Genomic DNA, 20,383 nt, shown 5'->3' with positions numbered 1-20,383 from the left:
ACCTCTCAAAGTTAAAATTAATTTAGGAACGAGATTATTGCTTGAGGTATTTTGTCTAAAGGCATTTGTTCTTCTACTGCACCTATGTCAAAAGCAGCTTTAGGCATTCCATACACTACTGATGTGTTTTCATCCTGACCGATTGTTTTTGCACCTTTTCGCCTCATGGCCATAAGACCCTTCACCCCGTCATATCCCATCCCAGTTAATATTATACCAATGGCATTTTTGCCACAGGAATCCGCAACAGATTCAAACAAAACATCTACAGAAGGACAGTGTCCATTTCGTCTTTCCCCGGCAAACAAATTTATTTTACAATTGTTGCCGATTTTTCTGATCCTCATATGTTTTGAACCAGGTGCAACATAAGCAGTTCCTGGCTGTACATAGTCTCCATTTTCTGCTTCCTTTACTTTTAATGGAAGTTGGTCGTTCATTCGATCCACAAACAACTTAGAAAACATGGGGGGTATATGTTGGACAATTAATATCCCAGGAATTTCAGTTGGTAGCTTTTTTAAAATATTAAATATCGCCTCAGTTCCTCCGGTGGAAGCACCCATAGCAATAATTTTATTACCACTCACTTTTACTTTTTTATCATCATAGTTTGGTTCTGTTCGAACCGAGTTGGATTCTCTAATTTTTGATTGCACTATATTTGATCTTGCAGCAATTTTTATTTTATAAATCATATCTGCCAAAAAACTTTCTACATTTTCTGATGACCTAGTATCTGGTTTAGATACAAAATCTATAGCCCCAATTTTCATAGCTTCAAAAGCTGCATCTCCTATAGAACTTACAATAATAACCGGCATCTTGTATTGTGATAATAAACGCTTAACAAACTCAATACCATTCATCTTGGGCATTTCCACATCACAAGTCATAACATCAGGCCTATACTTTAGAATTTTGTCCCTGGCATCGAAGGGATCCTTAGCTTTGGCCACTACATCAAGGATTGGGTCTGCTGATAATCCTCTTGCCAAAAACTCTCTAAAAAACAAACTATCATCCACTATTAAAACTTTTATTTTCTTAATAGTAGCCACTATTTTCACCTCATTTAAACACGCATGGATATAAGTATCATATCTCTATCGTTACTTTCTATAGACACCAGGAAGAATATATTTAAACTTTGTCTTTGCTCTGTTAAGAGATTCAGAATGACTAATAAAAAGAAATCCCCCTTCTTCTAAAGAGTAGTAAAGCCTTTCTACTAATTTTTCTTTTATTTCATTATCAAAATATATCATTACATTCCGACAAAATATGACGTGAAGTTTTTTCTTAAAGGGAAATGTGCGATCTGTTAAGTTTAATTTTCTAAAAATAACCTCTTTTTTTAGCTTCTCAACAATTAATGAATTATCATTGTCTATTTTTTTAAAGTAAGAAATCTTCCATCTTTTTGCTAGAGGCAGTAACTGTTCATTGCTATATATACCTTTTTTTGCAGTCTCTAAAGCACTATGAGAAATATCCGTAGCCAAAATTTGTGTGTTCCAGTACCGTTTTTCTTCACCAAAAAATTCATCAATTATCATTGCTAGGGTATAAGGTTCTTCCCCAGTTGAGCAAGCCGCACACCATATACGTAAATCTTTATCTTTTACTGTCTCTTTTAAGTATGGGAGTACTTCATCTCTAAAATAATAAAAGTGCTTAGCTTCTCTCATAAAATAAGTATGATTAGTGGTAATCTTATCTATAAGAACACTCACTGAACAACCGCTAGTATCAGCAACAAGATGATTATAATATTCAGTAAAACTACTAAAGTCCATTTGTTTTACTACATTTTGGAGTCTGCTAAGCACTAAATGTTTTTTTTCGTCTTTTAAAGTAATTCCGTAATTATTTTTGATATATTCGGCCAGTAGTTGGAATTCTTTTGTGGTTAGTTTAAGCATGGACATTCTCCTTTACTTAAAAGAGGGGACGTACTATAACGCCCCCTAGAAATTAATACTTACCAAGTTCGCTGTCAGTAAGGGCTATTTTTTGTACTTTATCCGCAGTTATTAATTCCTCATTGCCATTGTCATTAACATTAAGTTCATCCATTCTTTCAAAGGTTTGATTTTTATTCCGTTTTAAAATAAACTGGCCTACTTTTTGCTTCAAGACATCGGCTTGTGATGACATTTCTTCGCTCGCCGCAGCTGTTTCTTCGGAAGTAGCAGACGTATTTTGTACCACTTCAGAAACTTGATTAACCCCTTGATTAATTTGTTCTACCGCTGCTGCCTGCTCACCTGAAGCGCTTGAGATATTTCCAACTAAGCTTGCAACATCGGTTATTCCATTTACAATTTCATTAAGTTCTTCTGCTGTTTGATTAGCAATGCTTGTCCCATGTTCAACTTTATTTATAGATCCTTCGATCATTTCAGTTGTCTCTTTGGCAGCATTTGCAGACCTTTCAGCCAAATTACTAACTTCTTCTGCCACAACAGCGAACCCTTTGCCATGCTGTCCTGCTCTAGCCGCTTCAACAGCCGCATTTAATGCTAATATATTTGTTTGGAATGCAATCTCATCAATAACTTTTATTATTTTCGAAATACTATTTGAAGACTCATTTATTTCGCTCATCGCTCCAAGCATGTCCTTCATCTGTCTATTCCCTTTTTCTGCGTTTTCTTTAGCAGTTTGGGATAACTCTTGAGCTGTAGTTGAATCTTCAGCGTTTTGTTTAGTCTGAGCTGCAATTTGTTCAATAGAAGCTGTAAGTTCTTCAATTGAGCTTGCCTGCTCTGTAGTTCCTTGAGATAAAGACATTCCAGAATCCGAAACCTGTTTTGCAGCAGATGCCACCTGCTCAGAAGCACTGTTAACCTCGCTTAAAACTTCATTTAATGATGCTATTATAAGGTTTAGGGCATCTTTTATTTCTGCAAAATCTCCTTTATATTCCCCTCTAATTTCAACATTCAAGTTAGAATTGGCCATTTCTGTCAATGTTTTGGAGATTTCTGTAACATAAGATGATAATGAGTCTTGCGTCTCATTTAAAGCATTCTTAATTTTGGCATGATCCCCTTTATACTCTCCTACAACTCTTTTTTGCAGGTTTCCTTCTGCCATCTCCTGAAGCACTTCTGAAGCTTCCTTAACAGGTTCAATTACTTGATCCAAGGTATCATTAACCCCTTCCAAAATACTGGCAAATTCTCCTTTGTGCTTACTCACATCTGCCCTGGTATCAAGCTTTCCGTCAATAGCTGCATTAGACAAATCCTTCATGTCCACCACTAACTCTTTCAAAGTTTCTTTTAATACTACTGCACTCTTTGCCATAACATCATCTTCTGACATAACTTTTATATCTACATCTAGGTTTCCAGCTGCTAAAGTCTGGATATTTTCTGCATCATGCTGGTTATTGGCTATTACTTTTTGTAGGCTGTCAATTAACATATCATCATCACTACGTTTATCTAAGCTAACGTTAGTATTACCTACTGAAAGCTTTCCAGCTATTTTTGCTATATTTGTCGTCTCTTCTATCAAATGATTTAAACTATTTTTGATTTCATCAAAATCTCCTTTGTACTCATCAGTGATAACCGGTGGAATATCGCCAACACTTATTCTTTCTACATAATCAGCCGCCATTTTCAAAGGACTTATAACTGAATCTAAATTATCGTTGATACCCTGTACAATATTTGCAAACTCTCCTTTGTGTTTACTTACATCCGCCCTTGTGTCAAGCTTTCCGGCGACTGCTGCTCTAGATAAATCCTTCATGTCCACCACTAACTCTTTCAAAGTTTCTTTTAATACTACTGCACTCTTTGCCATAACATCATCTTCTGACATAACTTTTATATCTACATCTAGGTTTCCAGCTGCTAAAGTCTGGATATTTTCTGCATCATGCTGGTTATTAGCTATTACTTTTTGTAAACTCTCAATAAGTGAATCATCTTTACTTCTCTTGTCTAAACTTACATTTGTATTTCCAACAGCAAGTTTCTTGGCAGTATCTGTAATGTTAGTTGTTTCTTCTATAAGATGGTTTAGGCTATTTTTAATTTGGTTAAAATCTCCTTTGTACTCGGCAGTGATTAATGGTGGTATATCACCCACACTAATTCTTTCTACGTTTTCCGCTGCTACATTTAAGGGACTTATAACCGCATCTAAAGTGTTATTAACTCCTTTAATTATATCTTTATAACCTCCTCTAAACTTTTCAGTATCACCTCGAGTATTTAGATCTCCTTCCATAGCCGCTTTTTCTAACATTCCTGCCTCTTCAATCAAGCTTCTTAAGTTTTCTACCATCTGCTCTATACTCTTACCCAAAATATCATTCTCGGACTTAGCATTCACCTTTACTGCAAGATCTCCATCTGCTATTTTTTTGGCTACCTCCACCTCTTCTCTCATGTTTTGGGCAATTTTACTAAGAGATTTATTTAGGTAGCCTATTTCATCATCATTATATTGGAAACTTACATTAACGTTTCCATCAGCTAATTCTGCTACATTAGAATTAATACTTCTCAAAGATTTATTCATACTTGAAGTTAAAAATAATCCAATACTTACCACACTAATTGCCGCTGCAGCAACTATAATATACATAAGTGTCGAAGCTATAACATTAGACGCTCCCAAAACTCCTACTACAATAATTAGTACCCCTGATAATATAAAACCAAACAATAAATTAGTATTCATATTCATTTTTCATCCTCCTTCTAGTCAATTTTTTATTAAACTTTTGTTATACTTTGATACATTACAAATTACTTTAATAGTATTTTCATGTTGTCAAAGCTTCAAGCTCCTCCATTACATCTTCTGATATTAGTCTGTTACAATCTAGTAAAAGCTTAACTTCGTCTTTTACTTTTCCAATAGACTTTATAAACTTATTCCCATACTTTTTAACTTCTGGTGGATCAACTATTTCTGAATCTGGTATCGAGAGAACTTCTGATACTCCATCTACGATCAAACCAATTGAAGTATCACTAACATCTATAACAACGACACATGTTCTTTCATTGTATTCTCTAAACTCTTTATTAAATCTCAACCTTACGTCCATCACAGGAATTATCTTTCCCCTTAGATTTATGATCCCCATTATATAACCTGGCAGCTCAGGCACTTCGGTAATCGGTTGCAGCCGAATTATCTCTGTTACAAACTCTATCCCAATACCGTAAGTTTCTTTGCCTAAGACAAAAGTTAAGTATTTTCCTTTTTGCGTATCTTCTTCTAGTTCAAACTTTTCTTGCGTTTTTTCTTCTGTAGTCTTTGCCATAACTATTCTCCTCTCTTAGTTATTAGTTAACTTTACTTAATCCCCCTACATCCAAAATCAAACTAATGCTCCCGTCACCAAGTAGTGTACATCCGGCCAAACCTTTGATGTTTTTAATATTTTTGATGTAAGTCGGCAAAGCCTTAACTACAACCTGCTGCTGCCCTAATAGCCCGTCCGCAAATAAGCAAAGCTTCTTTTCGTCATGCTCTACCATAACCAGTATCCCACTTGCAAAATCTTCCGTCTCTGGATCGCTATTAAAATACTCATGAAGTCTTAGAATTGGATAACATTCTCCCCGTACCATGACCATTTCGTTATCATCTGGATCTTTTAAACAATCTTTTTCTTTTGGCCTAAAGGATTCTTTAATATTAACCAATGGTATAGTAAACCTTGAGTTGCCTACCTTTAGGTTCATACCATCAATAATAGCAAGAGTCAATGGAATCTTGAGGGTTATACTTGTACCGACATCTACTTCGCTGTCTACTCCTACAGAGCCACCCACAACCTCTAGATTTTTGTTCACAACATCCATCCCCACACCTCTGCCGGAAAATTCAGAAATATCATCTTTTGTGGAAAATCCAGGTATTAGTATCATGTTGTAGATCTCTTTATCTGTCATTTCCTTGTCTCGATTCTCTATTAGGCCCTTTTCAAATGCTTTTTGCAGGATTTTTTCTTTGTCTAGTCCTTTCCCATCATCTTTGATTATGATCAAAACATCACTACCTGAGTTTTTTGCTTCAATAGTAATGTTTCCTACTTTTTCCTTGTTTTTTTTCTCTCTTTCCTCACTTGACTCGATTCCATGATCAATAGAATTTCTAACCAAATGCATCAAGGGGTCGGATATATGTTCGATAATGTTTTTATCTACTTCAGTTTCTTCACCTCTAATTTTTAGCTCTACTTCTTTGTTTTGCTTTTTCGTTATGTCTCTCACAATCCGATGCATTTTATGAAAAGTAGTAGACAAGGGCACCATTCTAATAGACATAACCATATCTTGAAGTTCAGTCGTAATTTTGTGAAGCTGCCTTGATGCTTTTTGGAAATTTTCCAGTTCTAAGTTCACAATTTCTGGATTTTGTGTAACCATGGCTTCAGCTATAACAAGCTCTCCAACAGTATCCATTAGCATGTCTAACTTATCAACATTTACACTAATAATGCTCTGCGTAGTATTAGTTTTTTCGACCTCAACACACTTCTCAGCAGTAGTAGCTCTACTCTGTGGGGTTTTTATCGCATTATCTTTTAATTCTACTTGCCGTGGCTGCCTAAACAAATCAAACTCTTCTTCGTTTTTTAGTTCAATCAATTCATAGTTTTTAATATATGACTCATTTTCAAAAAAGCTATCTATTGTTTCATAGCTTTCAGCAGTTTTTAGTAAGATTGTAAAACCATTATCTCGTATATATCGTACACATTCCGTATCTTCTACTAAGTCTTCTGGTGTATGGAATATTTCTTCAGCTAACTCTGTCAAATCTCTTACTATTGTGAAGCAACGAACATTTTCCATATCGCAATCATCTTGAAGAAATATTGTAGATTTAAAAAGACTTTTTTCTAATTTACTATCTGCAGTTTTTTCAGGTGGAATATAGTATTGAACTTTCTCTTCTGTTTCAGGCTTTTTAATCTCTTCACCAATAGAGTTATCAACTTTGAGTTGTGTTAAAAATTCTTGGTTACTATCAATAATTGCACTTGCATCTCCATCTGGTTCATCACCATTTTTGATTTTTTGTAACTCTACTTTAATAAAATCTACACCTTCTAGTACTAGATCAGTCAAAGCAGAACAATCCAAAGATTGTACTTCCCCTTCACGCAGAAAGTAAAAAAGATCTTCCATTGAATGAGCAAGTGTAGCTAAATCATTAAAAAACATAGTAGCTGATGAACCTTTTATAGTGTGCATTGCCCGAAAAATTTCGTCTATTGCCTCTCTAGAATAGTTTTCTTCTCTCTCGCTATCCATGATAACTTTTTCCATCTTTTCTACCATTTGGTCAGCTTCGAAAGTATACATCTCTAACATTGGAGAATTGAAGTTATCTGACATCCACTGTTGAGCCCCCTTTCTTTTTTATTTGTTTTGATATTAGCTACTATTACTACTTTCATCCAATAAAAAACTCCCCGGTGAAATTAGGGGAGTGATTTAGTGTCATATAGAAACATATAACTTAGTGCAGCCCGGCGATCATAGCTTACTACCTTAGACCCGTAGCTTTGCGTCCCTGATTTTCAACAGGTTTGCCTATATTTTTTTATATTACCTAAAAATACTTTTATTATCTCTAAGTATATAGTAAAACTTATTACATTTCAATAATAATTAACTAATTATTATAATTATTTCTAAGTTAAGGTAAGATAAGTCAAAAATATAATTTTCAAAAAAAACTAGTCATTAATACTAAAGAATAATGACTAGGCATAAAATTTTATACTATTTTAAACAGATTTCAAAAATCCTACTCATCAATAATATGAAATTCTTTTAACATCTCATTAAATCTTGCCCCGTGACCTTCATAAGCTTCTAAAAAGAAGCGTTGTGTTACTACAAAGCTGCCACCGTCACCACTGTCTATGACATATACCCTCTTCACTGGACTATCCCACTCACTGCCTGATTCACCATATATCATGTGGCTATTAATTGGATCATTAACTTTTTGGGGGTTTGTAACATAATCAAATTCTTCTTTAAAGCTTGATTCTAAGTCGCCGATTATTGCTTCAGGTTTTTCGCCTTGTATATGTTTTATCTCCATAGATACTTCAGGATAAGCATCTCCTAAAGGTTCTTTGGGCACGATAACGTCACTATCATCTTCTCTTGTCATCTTGTATCTTTCTTCATCAACATAGATTACATAGGAAGTTTCTTTTCCTTCTGTTAGCTCTAATTTGGTTTCTTCTTCTATCCCTTCTATAATTTGAGTCACATCCTGCTCAGGGGCAAACATCTCTCTTATCTGAGATATCAAAGCATGACCCGGTTGTGTTTGTAAGCCTATAAACAATACCGCAAGCACCGCAGCTGTAACTACATACTTTAAAAATCCATTTCTTTTTTTCATTTTAATAACCTCTTCTCTATTATAATTTTTCTTATCTTTTGTGGGGCCTGAAAAAATTTCTTTATCGATTTCGCTCCAAATTTCCTCCTTTAACTTTGGAGAAGCGTCTGTATTAGTTAACAAAGCATCCTTTATTTGTTTTTCATTTATTTTTTTAACATCCATACTGTGGCCCTCCCTCAAGTTCATTCTCATTTAACTTTTCTTTCAAAACCTGTCTTCCTTTTAATAGTCTGGATTTAACGGTGTTTTGGTTTAACGACAGTATCTGGGCAATCTCTTTCTCACTAAACCCCTGTAAGTATTTCAGTATTATTGGGAGTCGGCAGCTGTCTTTTAGAGACTGAATTGCTTCGTACAATTCATCATAGTCTTCTTCTGCAGCTGAAGCAGTTTTGAACTCTTTTCCATCTAATGGGGTATTTAATTTAAGTATTTTTGACTCTTTTTTCAAAAGGCGGTTACATTCATTTGTCAAAATCTTAAAAAACCAGGGAGTAAATTTTTTATCTGTATCAAAACTATCTAGATTTTTGTACACCCGGATAAAAGTTTCTTGCACGGCATCTTTTGCTATGTTTTCGTTTCTAGTAATTGCCATAGCTGTCCGCAATGCACTATCTATATGTTTTTCATACAAGTTTTGAAAAGCTTGTTTATCACCTGCAGTTATCTTTTGTTTTGTTAATTTGTCCATCTTATATTATCTCCTCTCTAGAAATTACCATCGCGATGATCCTTTCACTTATATATACCCTTTAAATGAGCAAAAAGTTTATTCTTAAATCCGAATTTTGAATTTTTTATAAAGTAAACCGATTATAAAAGTATGAATACCAATACCCACAACAATATAAAACAAGTAAGCTACACCTACTTTATCCACCTGACTCAAAAAGGCCATAGATACCCAGTAAGGTGGTAATATCCCGGCTAATATATTCCACCACGAGCCAACTAAATATCCTATAACAGGCCCGAAGAACATTATACCTACCCCTTTTGACAGAGCAAGGCCCTCTACTTTGTTACCAGCAAACGCCCCCAAAAAAAGAGCCATCATGGGAACTGCCAGGGAAGCCATCAATACAACAGGAACTAATGTCAAAAAACTAACCTCTAACACTCCAGTATAATACACTAAAATAATTGTAAATACCAAATTAAACACCGCTGGAATAAAAGTTCTGTAATAAATATACCCGGATTTTAAAAGAGGGGTCACAGAATAAAAAGTAATAATATCCTCATCTCGCTCATCAAGAATCAAAAAACCAATTAATGTCCCTATCATTAAAGGGGTTAGCACAATCATAAAGCCTATAATAAAAGTATAGTGCTCTAATAGATTAAACCCATACTGCTCCCTGAGCAGTTCTCCTATTATAGGGACAACAAACCTAATAGCACTAGCAAAAAGTATTGGAGCCAAAATAGACATTATCAATATGGCGTCTCGGGTGATATTTTTAATATCATTAGCAATTAATATACCAATGCTAGACTTCACCTTCCCCCACCCCCGAGATTTAATATTATATATTTATAAAACCACACTCTCGATAGTACATAGGCCACCATAATCCAGACACCTAAATTGACAACACTGTATATAAATGACCCAAGGCTAATGCCCCAAAAAGCACCTTCAATCAAGATAAGAGATGCATTCGCAGGTAATAACATAAATACAGGGTGGTAGTATATTTCAAGATAATCCAAAATTGGAAGTACAAAAAAGAATGTATAAAGAGGTGAAAGTAGAATATATTGATTTAAATTCTTTACAATAACTGCAAGGCTGAGCCCAATTAAAGTAAAGAAAACTGCACTCATAATAACCCCAATAAAAAGTAGTAATATATTTACTTTTAATCCAGATGCAAATACTACAATAAAGCTGGTTAAAAGGGAAATTATAGCTAGAGAAAATACTTTAGCAAATAAATAATCTTGTATCCTTACTGGAGCACTAAAAAGGCCGTCAAATATCCTCTGGTTTTTCTCAAGGAGTATAATCCCCCCGATAAAAAAACCGCCTAAAGCGCTAGGATCAGAGAATATAATCAGGGTAGCTATATACTCTTTAAAGTCTAAAGGAATAAACCTTAGTATCCCAATATAAAAAATAGTAATCACCAGATAAGCATAATAAAACCCATGTCTAAACTGAAATCTAATGTCATTTTTCAGTAGGTTAAGTTGTATCATTTTAGACTCCTTCCAGTAACCTCAATAAATATATCATCTAAGCTTGGTTCAAGGGTATGGATGGTTTCTACATCCTTTTTTTTATTTAGCTCATAAAACTCTTGACTATTAGCAATCTCCTTAAGGGAAAAGTCTTTGACCTTAATGCCTTCACCACATTCCTCTCTATATTCTACCCTTACAATCTTTTTGCCTCTGGCTAGTTTCAGCCTCCTTGGAGAATCTATCAATACAATCTCCCCATCAACAATAAAACCCACCATATCGCAAATATCTTCTGCAACCTTCATATCATGGGTGGTCAAAAAAACAGTCTTACCTTCAGCCTTACAGGATAGTATAATATTTTTAATTTTGCGGGCGTTCTCGGGATCAAGACCAGAAGTCGGCTCATCCAAGAACAAAAGCTTTGGTTTATTCAAAAAAGCCCTACAAAAACTAAGCCTGTTTTTCATCCCTTTTGAAAAGTCTCCTGTTCTTTTATCGGCAAAATTTTCTAGCCCCACCATTTCAAGTAACTCCTCCACATTGCTCGTACTGTCCTTATACAAGGAGCCAAAAAAATCCAAATTTTCCTTTGCAGTTAACTTAGGATAAAGGTTTGGATGCTCAAAAGATATCCCAACCTCCTCATAAAAATCTGATCCAACTACCTTAATCTCCTCCCCCATAACATTAACTGAACCCTCATAACCCTTTAAAATTCCTATAAGGATCTTTTGTACTGTACTCTTTCCTGCTCCGGAAGGACCAAGAAAGCCAAACACCTCACCCTTGGGGATATTAAAACTTATATCTTTGATGGTCTTTTTATCGCCTGTAGGATAGGTAAAGCTAAGATTACTAACCTTTATCACCTTCATCCCCCCTAGTCACAATCAGCCCCTCCGAAATGAGTTCAATAAGAAGCCTAATAACATCATCATATATATCTTCGCCTATTTCTTTTTTGTGAAGGCTAATTAAGAATAAAGCTCTTAAAAGGCCACCAATCACCTCTGTAGGCTCATCTCTCAATGCTCCTTCTTCTCTCCATGTATTAATTAATGGTAAGAATGCTGTCATATCATCTCTAATATGCTCATTTACTTTCTCTTGGGGGAGTTTTCTAAGAAGTAACTGATATTCATCATGGAAAAACAGCCTTTTAATAATAGGGTTTGTTTCCACGATCTCATAAGCTTTAAAAAGAAATTTCTTTAACTTCTCCTGAGTTATTTTCCCTTCTAATACTTCACTAGATATTAACTCTTTTTTAATCTTGTCTTCTTCATCCTCAATGATTTCAAAGAAAAGTTCCTCTTTACAGTCATATAAACTGTAAAAAGATCCCCCAGCGATTCCCACCTGCTTTGTAAGTTCACTTATAGTTGTTCCTTTTATGCCTTTATCACAAAATTGCTGCCTGGCTGATTCTTTTAGTTCCTCCTTAATCCTTTTTTTCTCCTCTGGTTCAAAACCTTTCGGCACCATATATAACCCTCCTGCGAGCGTGTGAATGTTTTGTTCATTTGTTCATATAGTTATATTATACTTCTTATTTGCAGTATAAGCAACTATCCACATTAATTCAAAGCTTCCCCAGGAATAGCCCGATGATAGTAATGCATGACAGTAATAATAAAAAAACAAGTGCTATAATCATAAGAGGTTCGATTTTGAAGTTGAAAATTTAAAATCACAAACTTTTCACAAGATAATATACAATAGAAATAAAGGTCGAGTAGAAGTGCGCCTCTCTACCTTAGGAACAGGTTTGTTTTCCCCGTTGCTCTCTGTCTCCTTTGAGAGTGTCACAATATTTGTTCCTTAGTGGATTGAGCGCACAACCCTCTTAGAACCGTGCTTGCGCTATTAACGCACACGGCTCCTCATAACATCATTCACGTTACATTGCCAATTATATCTTCCGTATCATATATATTTACATATACTTTAGGTTTAAGAACTTCGTGCTTCGTCAAGAATAAGTTAAATTTATCCCAGTCAAAACTTGATTTTTGGCTTCTTCTATTCAGCCACTTAAACAAAAGAAGTTTAGTATCATTGTTGAAATTGCTTATCCTTGAGTTGTCTGTAATACCATAAAACTGGTAATGTCCACGTAGTTTGGCATTTAGTTCTTTCATCAGCTTGGGCGTTGGTGTCGTCCTGTTGTTTCTGATCCATTCCTTCATGTTTAATAGGGCTGTTTTGTACTTCTTACGGCTTGTCCTTCTTTTTACTCGGAATTTCCCTCGCTGGCTTTTGCTGCAATAGTGAGTAAAACCTAAAAAGTCGAATGTTTCTGGTTTCTTTCTACCTTCCCTGCCACATTTTTCTTCTGCAAATCTACCAAAAGTTATTATCTTGGTTTTTTCAGTAGATACACTTAGATTGAATTTATTAAGTCTTTTTTGCAAAGCTCCGTAGAATTTGTTAGCATCATTTTTGTACTGAAAGCAGCACACAAAATCATCGGCATACCGAACCATGTAGGCTTGCCCTTTACATTTCGGTTTTACTGCTTTTTCAAACCAGACATCTAAAGCGTAATGTAGATATAAGTTAGCTAGTATTGGTGATATTAGTCCCCCCTGAGTAGTTCCTTCCTCTGTTTTGTGCATAATTTCATGTTCCATATACCCGGCTTTGAGGGTCCTTTTTATCAACTGTTTTAAACTAGGGTCAGATATTCGATGGGCTATAAACTCCATTATCCACTCATGGCCTACATTGTCGAAAAATCCTTCAATATCTGCATCTACTACATAGTTGGTTTTCCTATGTTCGAGGATGATGTTTAGGTGTTTTAACGCACCATGACAGTTTCTGTTAGGTCTAAAACCATAGGAAAAGTCAAGAAAGTCTTGTTCATAGATTGAATTTAATATCTTTGCAATCCCTCGTTGTAGTAGTTTGTCTTCATAGGCAAGTACACCCAGTGGTCGTGTTTTATTAGTCCCGGGTTTAGGTATGTTGACTCTTTTAGCCGGCTGTGGACGGTATGATTTGCTTTTGAGTTTTGTTACTAACGCTTTAACATTGCTTTTAAGTTCTTCTCCATACTTAGCTTTAGTCACTTTGTCAATTCCAGTTGCTTTATTTCCACTTATTTCATTGTGGCATTGGATTAACATTTCTTCATTGATCAGATGTGCCAGCGATGTAAACTTTTCTTTGGGTTCTTTCTTGGCAATTTCCGCTATCCTATCCAGTTTCGTTTTCATTCTTTACCACCTCTGCGTGTGTCGAATGTGTCCCTTTTTAGGGAATGTTATGTTACTGCCTTTCCTCCTGCAAGAGTTACCCTGCTTCATCGGTACTACGCAGTAATCCGATTCCCTGCCAGTCATTTGGCTTTCTCACTTTGTTATCGCTTGTACACCATACTCCTTTCGGAGAACTAGCAGGGCCTCCCGGGTTGCCGTGTTATATTAATGTCCAACGTGCCAAGGTCTCCGACCCCGGAGAAGCCAAAGCGGTCTCACCATTTCGTCCACTTTGGTATTGCCTTCTGCCCGCTTAACAGCATCGGCCTTCTCATTGTTTATTTCAGGGCTCAATCCCTTCAGCTTTCGCTTTTGGCCCGTTGTCTCGCTATCCTACGCTTAAGCTTAGCTGTTACCAGTTAAGCTCCAAGGACTTGCTACTGGTTGCTGGTTAGGCATTACCAGATGGGGTTCACACCCACTATATATTCACGGCCTAGCCCGGCCGCACTAAGCGTCAAACAGTACCCACCTAGATTTTCTTCATACAATATGCCATAATCTTCCCCAAATAACCACGAAGGGGATGATTTTTTATGGCAAAAACAAATGAACAGTTAAGAGCTGAGTGGAAAGAGAGAGTCTCAGCATTTCGGGCCAGCGGCCAAACAGCAAAAGATTGGGCCAAGGCTAATGGTGTTAAACTCAATCGATTACGCTACTGGTGTAGAAAATACAAAGAAGATGCTCCTTCCAAAGAAACTAAATGGTCACCAGTAGAAGTAGACTATTCAGATGAAAGTAATATTACAGTAAAAGTAGGTAAAGCCTCAATAGAAGTAAAACCTGGCTATGATAAAAGTCTTTTAAAAGACTTAGTTAATACATTGTCTGGACTATGTTAAATGAAGCTGCCATAGAACGAGTTTACCTGGCAAGGGGCAAAACGGATCTTAGAAAATCAATTGATGGCTTAGCAGTAATTGTAAAAGAATCCTTTGATTTAGATCCCTTCTCTCCCTGCCTTTTTGTCTTTTGCAACAGGAAAAAAGATAAATTAAAAATACTCCACTGGTCAAACAACGGTTTTTGGCTATATTATAAGCGTTTAGAAGAAGGCAAGTTTAAATGGCCAGATGAAGGTTCTCCTGTTCCTATGAAAATAACCTACCGCCAGCTACGCTGGCTGTTGGATGGCCTCTCCCTTGATCAGGGTGATGCCCATAAAGAAGTAAAGGCAAGAACAATATTATAAATTTTTTTCTCCAAAAAGCCCTGATATTAAAGGGCTTTTTACCATTTAAGTAGAATTAATTAAATATGGAAAATAAATCAGAAACCATTAACCAATTAAAAAATAGATGTGACCAACTGGAACGCCAAAATGCTGATTTAAAAGAACAAAACGACTGGCTAAAGGAACAGTTTCGTCTTAAGCAAAAAAAGCAGTTTGGAAGTTCTAGTGAAGCCACCCCTCCAGATCAGCTGCAGTTCTTTAACGAAGCTGAAAAAGAATCTGATTCTAATTCTAAAGAACCCGAACTGGAGGAAATTACATACAAGCGCCGTAAAAGTAAAGGGCACCGTGAAGACCAGCTTGACGGTTTGCCTGAAGAGACTATCGAGCACCGCCTTTCCCCCGAGGAGCAGGTGTGTTCCTGCTGTGGTGACGAGCTTCATGAAATGAGTACAGAAGAGAGAAAAGAACTAAAGATCATTCCTGCTAAGGCAAGCGTAGTTAAACATGTACGCTATGTTTATGCTTGTCGCCGCTGTGATAAGGAAGGCACTGAGAACTCCATAATTACAGCTTCCATGCCTAACCCGGTTTTACCCGGCAGTGTAGCATCCTCTTCTGCCGTAGCTCATATCATGAACCAAAAATACGTAGATGCTCTGCCCCTTTATCGTCAGGAACAACAGTTATCTCGTTTGGGTATAAAACTGTCAAGACAGACTATGGCTAACTGGATGATAGAATGCTCAAATCGCTGGCTCACTCCTTTATACAATAGATTACATGAACTATTAGTTGAAAAAGACATTTTGCATGCTGATGAGAGCAATCTTCAGGTACTTCGTGAAGATGGTAGGTCTGCAAAGAATAAATCATTTCTTTGGCTTTACCGTACCGGACGAGAAGATGAACCAATAATACTTTATGACTACAGAACCACCAGGGCAAGTAAGCACCCCCGAAAGTTCTTGGCTGATTTTGAAGGATTCTTACAGGTTGATGGCTACTCAGGGTACAATGATTTATCTGATATCAGCCTTGTTGGGTGTTTAGCTCACGCTAGGCGTAAATTTGATGAAGCATTAAAAGCGCTCCCAAAAGACCAACAAAATGCTCAAGTAAGTGCTAAGAAAGGACTGGAGTTTTGCAACCAACTCTTTGCCATAGAACATGACCTTCGGGATAAAACGCCCGAAGAGCGTCACAAAATTCGGCACGAGCGTAGTTTGCCGGTATTAGAAGAGTTCTACGCATGGCTTAAAGAACAAAAACCTAAAGTTCTTCCTAAAAGTGCCTTTGGTAAGGCTATCAACTACTGTTTAAATCAGTGGCCTAAACTTGTGAAGTTTTTAGAAGATGGTCGCTTAGAGTTAGATAACAACAGAGCTGAGCGTTCCATCAAGCCTTTTGTAGTGGGTCGAAAAAACTGGTTGTTTGCCAATACTCCTAAGGGTGCTAAGGCCAGTGCTACAATTTACAGTATTGTAGAAACAGCCAAAGAAAACGGTTTGAAACCATTTGAATACCTCAAATTCCTGTTTGAAAACCTTCCTAATATTGATCTTCAAGACCAAGAAGCTATTGATGAGTTACTACCATGGTCTGATGCTATCCCTTCAGAGTGTAAAATCCAAAAGTAATCTTTATTTCAAGGTGGGCGCTATTTGACGCTCACCTATAATCATAAGAGGTTCGATTTTGAAGTTGAAAATTTAAAATCACAAACTTTTCACAAGATAATATACAATAGAAATAAATATTTCTTGTGTTAAAATGTTGTGATTTTAGATGTGAAAATTATTCAAAAAATTAGATTAATTGTGACTTTTAAGATTTTTTCATCTAATGTATAATTGAATCAAAAATTTGAGAGAAATCATTTGTTTAAGGTTTTCATAGTGTTTTATGGAGGTGTTTTTTTGCCTAAAAGAACAACTATTACTTTTAACAAATACCTATATCGAACCAAAGGAATATGAAGAAATTCAAAGTTTTTTATCTAGGTCTAGTGGTTATATAGACTATAAAAATGATGAAATAATAAAAACATATTCAATTACATTTCCAAATGATTTTTTAGTTGCAATATCTATATTAAATGGAATCCACCCTCTGCTAGAGGTGTGTTATATGAATTAAAAGAAGACGGGAAGAGCACCTAATCCTGGCCCTGGTGGCCCTGGTGGCCCTGGTGGCCCTGGAATTGGTGGTTAAGTTTTATTAAACTTCTAAACCTTATAAAATTTTAAAGGAGGCGAAGTATGCAGAGAAAGCTAATAAGAATATTTTTGCAAACAAGTATCGGCTTTGGATTATTGATGATGATTTTCGATTTTGTAGTTTACGGGGATATTAACATAGTGTCTAATTTAATATCTGGAATAGGATTTGGCATTTTTATGACAGGAATACTTGGATATTGGAATAAAAAATCAGTAAAAAGAAAATCATCAGCTGATTCCACAAATGATTATGATGTTAAACAAACAAAAGAAATTAATTTGCCTGTACCCTATGATAAAGCGTTTGAATTATGTATTGAATCCGTAAACCAATTAAAAAAACCTAAAATAAAAGAGAAAAATTACTCGGGGGGAACGATTACTGCAAAAACAGGTATAACATGGGATACTTTTGGAGATACAGTATCTTTCAAATTAACAGAAACAAAAGATTGTACCCACATCGTGATTTCTAGCAGACCTGTTTTCTTTCAGGTTGTTGATTACGGAAAAAATTTAGAAAATGTAAACAATATAATATCGTTTTTAGAAGAGCAGAAAGTTTGAATATAAATTTGGAACATATCTTTAAGAAAGGAGGTGCAGGAACCTTGCGTACACGTCTAACATTTTTGACAGTAGTACTTGCAATTTTTATGCTGGTTACAGTTGGCTGCGGGGAACAGGAAGAAGAGCTTGATATTAGCCAAGAAGAGAAAAACGAGATTGTTGCAGTTATTGAGAGAAATTTAGAAGCTACTGAAGACGAAGATATTGATGCTTTTTCGGAAACAATGTATCAAAATCATCCTGATTTTGAAATTGCCGTAGAGGAAACCAAACAATTGTTTGAACAATTTGACTTAGAATATGAACTAGAAATCCTAGATGTAAGTTTAGCAGATGAAGAAACCGCAACAGTAGAATTTGAACAGGAAACTAGAGCCGAAAATGGAGAAGATTTTGAGGATAATACCGCAACTGGTGTTCATGAGGTTCGCATAGAAGATGGACAGTGGAAAATTTACGAAACAGAAATAACTGATTCTCAACCACTGGAATAAATATAACTCAGCTTTCAGTTGTTTTTACAAGATATTTTATGTAGGATAGCTAGCTGCTCACTGTCTATATAACGATTTTCAAGATTAACTTCTTAATTATGTTAATGGGAGTCATAATTTCCTTAGATTAATTGCAGTTCTCTCTATCAAAAATGAGAGAACTGCAATTATTTTAGTGTGAAAAATTTGTTACTCACCATGTGACTTTTTTTGATTTAGCTTGTGATTTTCAAATTTCAACTTCAAAATCGAACCCCTTAGCTATAATCACACTTGTTTTAAAAGATCAATTTACATTGTATAAAATTCTAGATGATTAATTATTTCTCTAACTTTTTAGCGCAATCCAAGAAAATATCTGTAGCCTTAAAAACAAGATCTTCGGTAATAGTTAGCGAAGGCATAATGCGAAATACATTTTCGTTTCGCCCACACGGTACCATTATTACTCCCCGGTTTAGCATTTCAAAAATAAGTTTATTCATTTGATCTTCACCCAATGGTTTTTTAGACTCTTTATCTTCTACCATTTCTATGCCCACCATAAGGCCCATACCTCGGACTTCGCCTATTGTTTCTATGTTTTTTGCCCCTTCATTTAACTGTTGTTTAATCTTTTCACCAAGCTCACCTGCTCGCTTTATAAGCGCTTTATTATTTTCAGTCAAAATTTCTATATTAGTGATACTTACTGCACAACTCATTGAATTAGCAGCCCATGTGTTAGGCTGAGATCTTTCAGGAACTTTCTCTGCTAAATCCCTTCTTATAGTGATACCTGCTATCGGCAAATCACCGCCCATGCCTTTACCCCACGTAATTATATCAGGCTCTACATTGTAATGCTCAATAGCCCACATTTGTCCCGTTCTTCCGGCTCCAGCTTGAACTTCATCAGCTATCAACAAAGCACCATGTTTTTGGCATGCTTCTTTCACTACTTCCATATACCCGGGTGGCACAGGCACATATCCACCTTCTCCTTGTTCTGCCTCGATTACAACAGCACCCACTTCATCCGCACCCGTATAAGGCGTGTTTAGTACATAATCAACATATTTGGCACACTGGAGCTTACATTCAGGATATGTAAGACCAAAAAAACATCTATAACAGTAAGGATAAGGCAAATGTACAACCCCCGGCATGAAAGGACCAAACCCCTTTCGATAATGATCCCCAGTTGTGAGCGAGTTCGCACCTAACCAGACACCATGATAAGCACCGTGAAAAGCAGCTATTTGAGATTTCCCCGTTATCTGTCTAACAAATTTTATCGCAGTTTCAATGGCCCCACTACCTGATTGTGTAAAATATGTTATACAGTTATCCTTTAAGCCGGGAGGGGAAACTTCAGACACTTTCTTTGCCAGTTCTGTTCGCTTTACACTTGACATCTCGATACCATGCAGAAGATCTCCGGCCTGATCTTCAATCGCTTTTAAAACTCGTGGGTGGCGCCTACCTACAGAATTAACAGCAATTCCTGCCGTCATATCAATATAAATATTTCCGTCTGGATCTTTGACGGTAGCTCCCCTACCCTCTTTATAGACCATAGGAAATTTGCCAGCACCTCTTGCCATTGATTCATATTTAGTCGAATCTTCTATATACTCCTGTGAGATAGGTCCCGGAACACTATCAGAAACTATTTTTGGAGCATCACTAAAAGAAAGCTTTGCTAGTTCTTTTTCATTTATACCAGTTGAGTTTGATTCGTTAGATTTAGAGTTCATTAATGTTCTCCCTTCAAAGTAAGAATGTAATATAGTAATTCTATATATTCTATAATATCATAAAATTCTCCTTGTGGTATCACTTGGATATCTAGAAATCTAGTTATAGTTACAACGTGACTCTTTCAAAAATAAACAAAGCATAAGTTGGCCAAAATGCCTAACTTATGCTTTGTGTACAGTCGCTATATAAGCATTTTAATATGGCGGGAGTATGTGGGAATCGAACCCACCGCGGACGGAACTCGCCCGCCAGACGGATTTGAAGTCCGCGGGGAGCACCAGCTCGCCAACTACTCCCTAAGGG

Annotated in this window: 18 protein-coding genes, 1 tRNA gene and 1 riboswitch; of the genes, 5 read left to right on the top strand and 14 right to left on the bottom strand. The window is 36.1% G+C overall.

The genetic code is table 11. The features are described 5' to 3' along the window. Positions 1-17 precede the first annotated feature (17 nt). The 12 genes from ACONDI_RS02995 to ltrA form a co-directional block, all read right to left on the bottom strand. Positions 18-1,061, bottom strand: coding sequence for a protein-glutamate methylesterase/protein-glutamine glutaminase (locus ACONDI_RS02995; RefSeq protein ID WP_241080006.1), 1,044 nt, complete (start codon positions 1,059-1,061; stop codon positions 18-20). 51 nt (positions 1,062-1,112) lie between these two features. Beyond that, positions 1,113-1,925, bottom strand: coding sequence for a CheR family methyltransferase (locus ACONDI_RS02990; protein ID WP_241080005.1), 813 nt, complete (start codon positions 1,923-1,925; stop codon positions 1,113-1,115). Between the two features lie 52 nt (positions 1,926-1,977). Further along, entirely contained in the window at positions 1,978-4,713 is a 2,736-nt protein-coding gene (locus ACONDI_RS02985) for a methyl-accepting chemotaxis protein (RefSeq protein WP_241080004.1), read from the bottom strand. Between the two features lie 79 nt (positions 4,714-4,792). Continuing rightward, complete coding sequence (locus ACONDI_RS02980) at positions 4,793-5,299, bottom strand: chemotaxis protein CheW (protein WP_241080003.1); 507 nt, start codon at positions 5,297-5,299, stop codon at positions 4,793-4,795. A gap of 22 nt (positions 5,300-5,321) precedes the next feature. Further along, entirely contained in the window at positions 5,322-7,385 is a 2,064-nt protein-coding gene (locus ACONDI_RS02975) for a chemotaxis protein CheA (protein WP_241080002.1), read from the bottom strand. A 125-nt stretch (positions 7,386-7,510) separates the two neighbouring features. Then, a riboswitch (cyclic di-GMP riboswitch) is annotated at positions 7,511-7,594 on the bottom strand. 206 nt (positions 7,595-7,800) lie between these two features. Then, positions 7,801-8,577 (bottom strand): hypothetical protein, encoded by a 777-nt coding sequence (locus ACONDI_RS02970; RefSeq protein ID WP_241080001.1) that lies wholly within the window; start codon positions 8,575-8,577, stop codon positions 7,801-7,803. After that, a complete protein-coding gene (locus tag ACONDI_RS02965) occupies positions 8,567-9,109 on the bottom strand; it encodes an RNA polymerase sigma factor (protein WP_241080000.1) in 543 nt (180 codons plus the stop codon). Before ACONDI_RS02965 ends, ACONDI_RS02970 begins: the two co-directional genes overlap by 11 nt. 84 nt (positions 9,110-9,193) lie before the next feature. After that, positions 9,194-9,922 carry a hypothetical protein gene (locus tag ACONDI_RS02960; protein WP_241079999.1) on the bottom strand — a complete coding sequence of 243 codons (729 nt, stop codon included), beginning with the start codon at positions 9,920-9,922 and terminating at the stop codon, positions 9,194-9,196. Next, entirely contained in the window at positions 9,919-10,623 is a 705-nt protein-coding gene (locus ACONDI_RS02955; RefSeq protein ID WP_241079998.1) for a fluoroquinolone export ABC transporter permease subunit, read from the bottom strand. Before ACONDI_RS02955 ends, ACONDI_RS02960 begins: the two co-directional genes overlap by 4 nt. Beyond that, positions 10,620-11,486, bottom strand: a complete 867-nt coding sequence (locus ACONDI_RS02950; protein WP_241079997.1) for an ABC transporter ATP-binding protein — start codon at positions 11,484-11,486, stop codon at positions 10,620-10,622. Before ACONDI_RS02950 ends, ACONDI_RS02955 begins: the two co-directional genes overlap by 4 nt. Further along, entirely contained in the window at positions 11,467-12,096 is a 630-nt protein-coding gene (locus tag ACONDI_RS02945; RefSeq protein ID WP_241079996.1) for a TetR/AcrR family transcriptional regulator, read from the bottom strand. Before ACONDI_RS02945 ends, ACONDI_RS02950 begins: the two co-directional genes overlap by 20 nt. A 410-nt stretch (positions 12,097-12,506) precedes the next feature. Continuing rightward, on the bottom strand, positions 12,507-13,832 hold the full coding sequence (gene ltrA / locus ACONDI_RS02940; RefSeq protein WP_241079995.1) for a group II intron reverse transcriptase/maturase: 1,326 nt from the start codon (positions 13,830-13,832) through the stop codon (positions 12,507-12,509). A 578-nt stretch (positions 13,833-14,410) separates the two neighbouring features. Here ltrA and tnpA point away from each other — a divergent pair. From tnpA to ACONDI_RS02915, 5 genes are all read left to right on the top strand, one after another. Then, positions 14,411-14,719: an IS66 family insertion sequence element accessory protein TnpA gene (gene tnpA, locus ACONDI_RS02935; RefSeq protein ID WP_241078388.1), complete on the top strand. Its 309-nt coding sequence runs from the start codon at positions 14,411-14,413 to the stop codon at positions 14,717-14,719. Further along, positions 14,713-15,069 carry an IS66 family insertion sequence element accessory protein TnpB gene (tnpB, locus tag ACONDI_RS02930; RefSeq protein WP_241079994.1) on the top strand — a complete coding sequence of 119 codons (357 nt, stop codon included), beginning with the start codon at positions 14,713-14,715 and terminating at the stop codon, positions 15,067-15,069. Before tnpA ends, tnpB begins: the two co-directional genes overlap by 7 nt. A 65-nt stretch (positions 15,070-15,134) precedes the next feature. Beyond that, positions 15,135-16,691 (top strand): IS66 family transposase, encoded by a 1,557-nt coding sequence (gene tnpC / locus ACONDI_RS02925; RefSeq protein ID WP_241078390.1) that lies wholly within the window; start codon positions 15,135-15,137, stop codon positions 16,689-16,691. A 621-nt stretch (positions 16,692-17,312) separates the two neighbouring features. Then, positions 17,313-17,840, top strand: a complete 528-nt coding sequence (locus tag ACONDI_RS02920; protein ID WP_241079993.1) for a hypothetical protein — start codon at positions 17,313-17,315, stop codon at positions 17,838-17,840. Between the two features lie 44 nt (positions 17,841-17,884). Beyond that, entirely contained in the window at positions 17,885-18,337 is a 453-nt protein-coding gene (locus ACONDI_RS02915) for a Cif family virulence factor (RefSeq protein WP_241079992.1), read from the top strand. 320 nt (positions 18,338-18,657) lie between these two features. On the opposite strand, the gene ACONDI_RS02910 is transcribed toward ACONDI_RS02915, so the two are convergent. Both ACONDI_RS02910 and ACONDI_RS02905 read right to left on the bottom strand, forming a co-directional pair. Beyond that, positions 18,658-20,040 carry an aspartate aminotransferase family protein gene (locus tag ACONDI_RS02910; RefSeq protein ID WP_420848174.1) on the bottom strand — a complete coding sequence of 461 codons (1,383 nt, stop codon included), beginning with the start codon at positions 20,038-20,040 and terminating at the stop codon, positions 18,658-18,660. Between the two features lie 240 nt (positions 20,041-20,280). Further along, positions 20,281-20,377: transfer RNA gene (locus ACONDI_RS02905), tRNA-Sec, on the bottom strand. Positions 20,378-20,383 lie beyond the last annotated feature (6 nt).

The organism is Natranaerofaba carboxydovora (assembly GCF_022539405.1).
Taxonomy (GTDB): domain Bacteria; phylum Bacillota; class Natranaerobiia; order Natranaerobiales; family Natranaerofabaceae; genus Natranaerofaba; species Natranaerofaba carboxydovora.
Note: the sequence above shows the minus strand (reverse complement) of the source record. Positions and strands in the feature narration are given on the sequence as shown.

Coding starts and splice junctions, on each gene's coding strand:
- ACONDI_RS02990 (WP_241080005.1), bottom strand. CDS start 1,925: ATGCTTAAACTAACCACAAAAGAATTCCAACTACTGGCCGAATATATC.
- ACONDI_RS02985 (WP_241080004.1), bottom strand. CDS start 4,713: ATGAATATGAATACTAATTTATTGTTTGGTTTTATATTATCAGGGGTA.
- ACONDI_RS02980 (WP_241080003.1), bottom strand. CDS start 5,299: ATGGCAAAGACTACAGAAGAAAAAACGCAAGAAAAGTTTGAACTAGAA.
- ACONDI_RS02975 (WP_241080002.1), bottom strand. CDS start 7,385: ATGTCAGATAACTTCAATTCTCCAATGTTAGAGATGTATACTTTCGAA.
- ACONDI_RS02970 (WP_241080001.1), bottom strand. CDS start 8,577: ATGGATGTTAAAAAAATAAATGAAAAACAAATAAAGGATGCTTTGTTA.
- ACONDI_RS02965 (WP_241080000.1), bottom strand. CDS start 9,109: ATGGACAAATTAACAAAACAAAAGATAACTGCAGGTGATAAACAAGCT.
- ACONDI_RS02955 (WP_241079998.1), bottom strand. CDS start 10,623: ATGATACAACTTAACCTACTGAAAAATGACATTAGATTTCAGTTTAGA.
- ACONDI_RS02950 (WP_241079997.1), bottom strand. CDS start 11,486: ATGAAGGTGATAAAGGTTAGTAATCTTAGCTTTACCTATCCTACAGGC.
- ACONDI_RS02945 (WP_241079996.1), bottom strand. CDS start 12,096: ATGGTGCCGAAAGGTTTTGAACCAGAGGAGAAAAAAAGGATTAAGGAG.
- ltrA (WP_241079995.1), bottom strand. CDS start 13,832: ATGAAAACGAAACTGGATAGGATAGCGGAAATTGCCAAGAAAGAACCC.
- tnpA (WP_241078388.1), top strand. CDS start 14,411: ATGGCAAAAACAAATGAACAGTTAAGAGCTGAGTGGAAAGAGAGAGTC.
- tnpB (WP_241079994.1), top strand. CDS start 14,713: ATGTTAAATGAAGCTGCCATAGAACGAGTTTACCTGGCAAGGGGCAAA.
- tnpC (WP_241078390.1), top strand. CDS start 15,135: ATGGAAAATAAATCAGAAACCATTAACCAATTAAAAAATAGATGTGAC.
- ACONDI_RS02920 (WP_241079993.1), top strand. CDS start 17,313: ATGCAGAGAAAGCTAATAAGAATATTTTTGCAAACAAGTATCGGCTTT.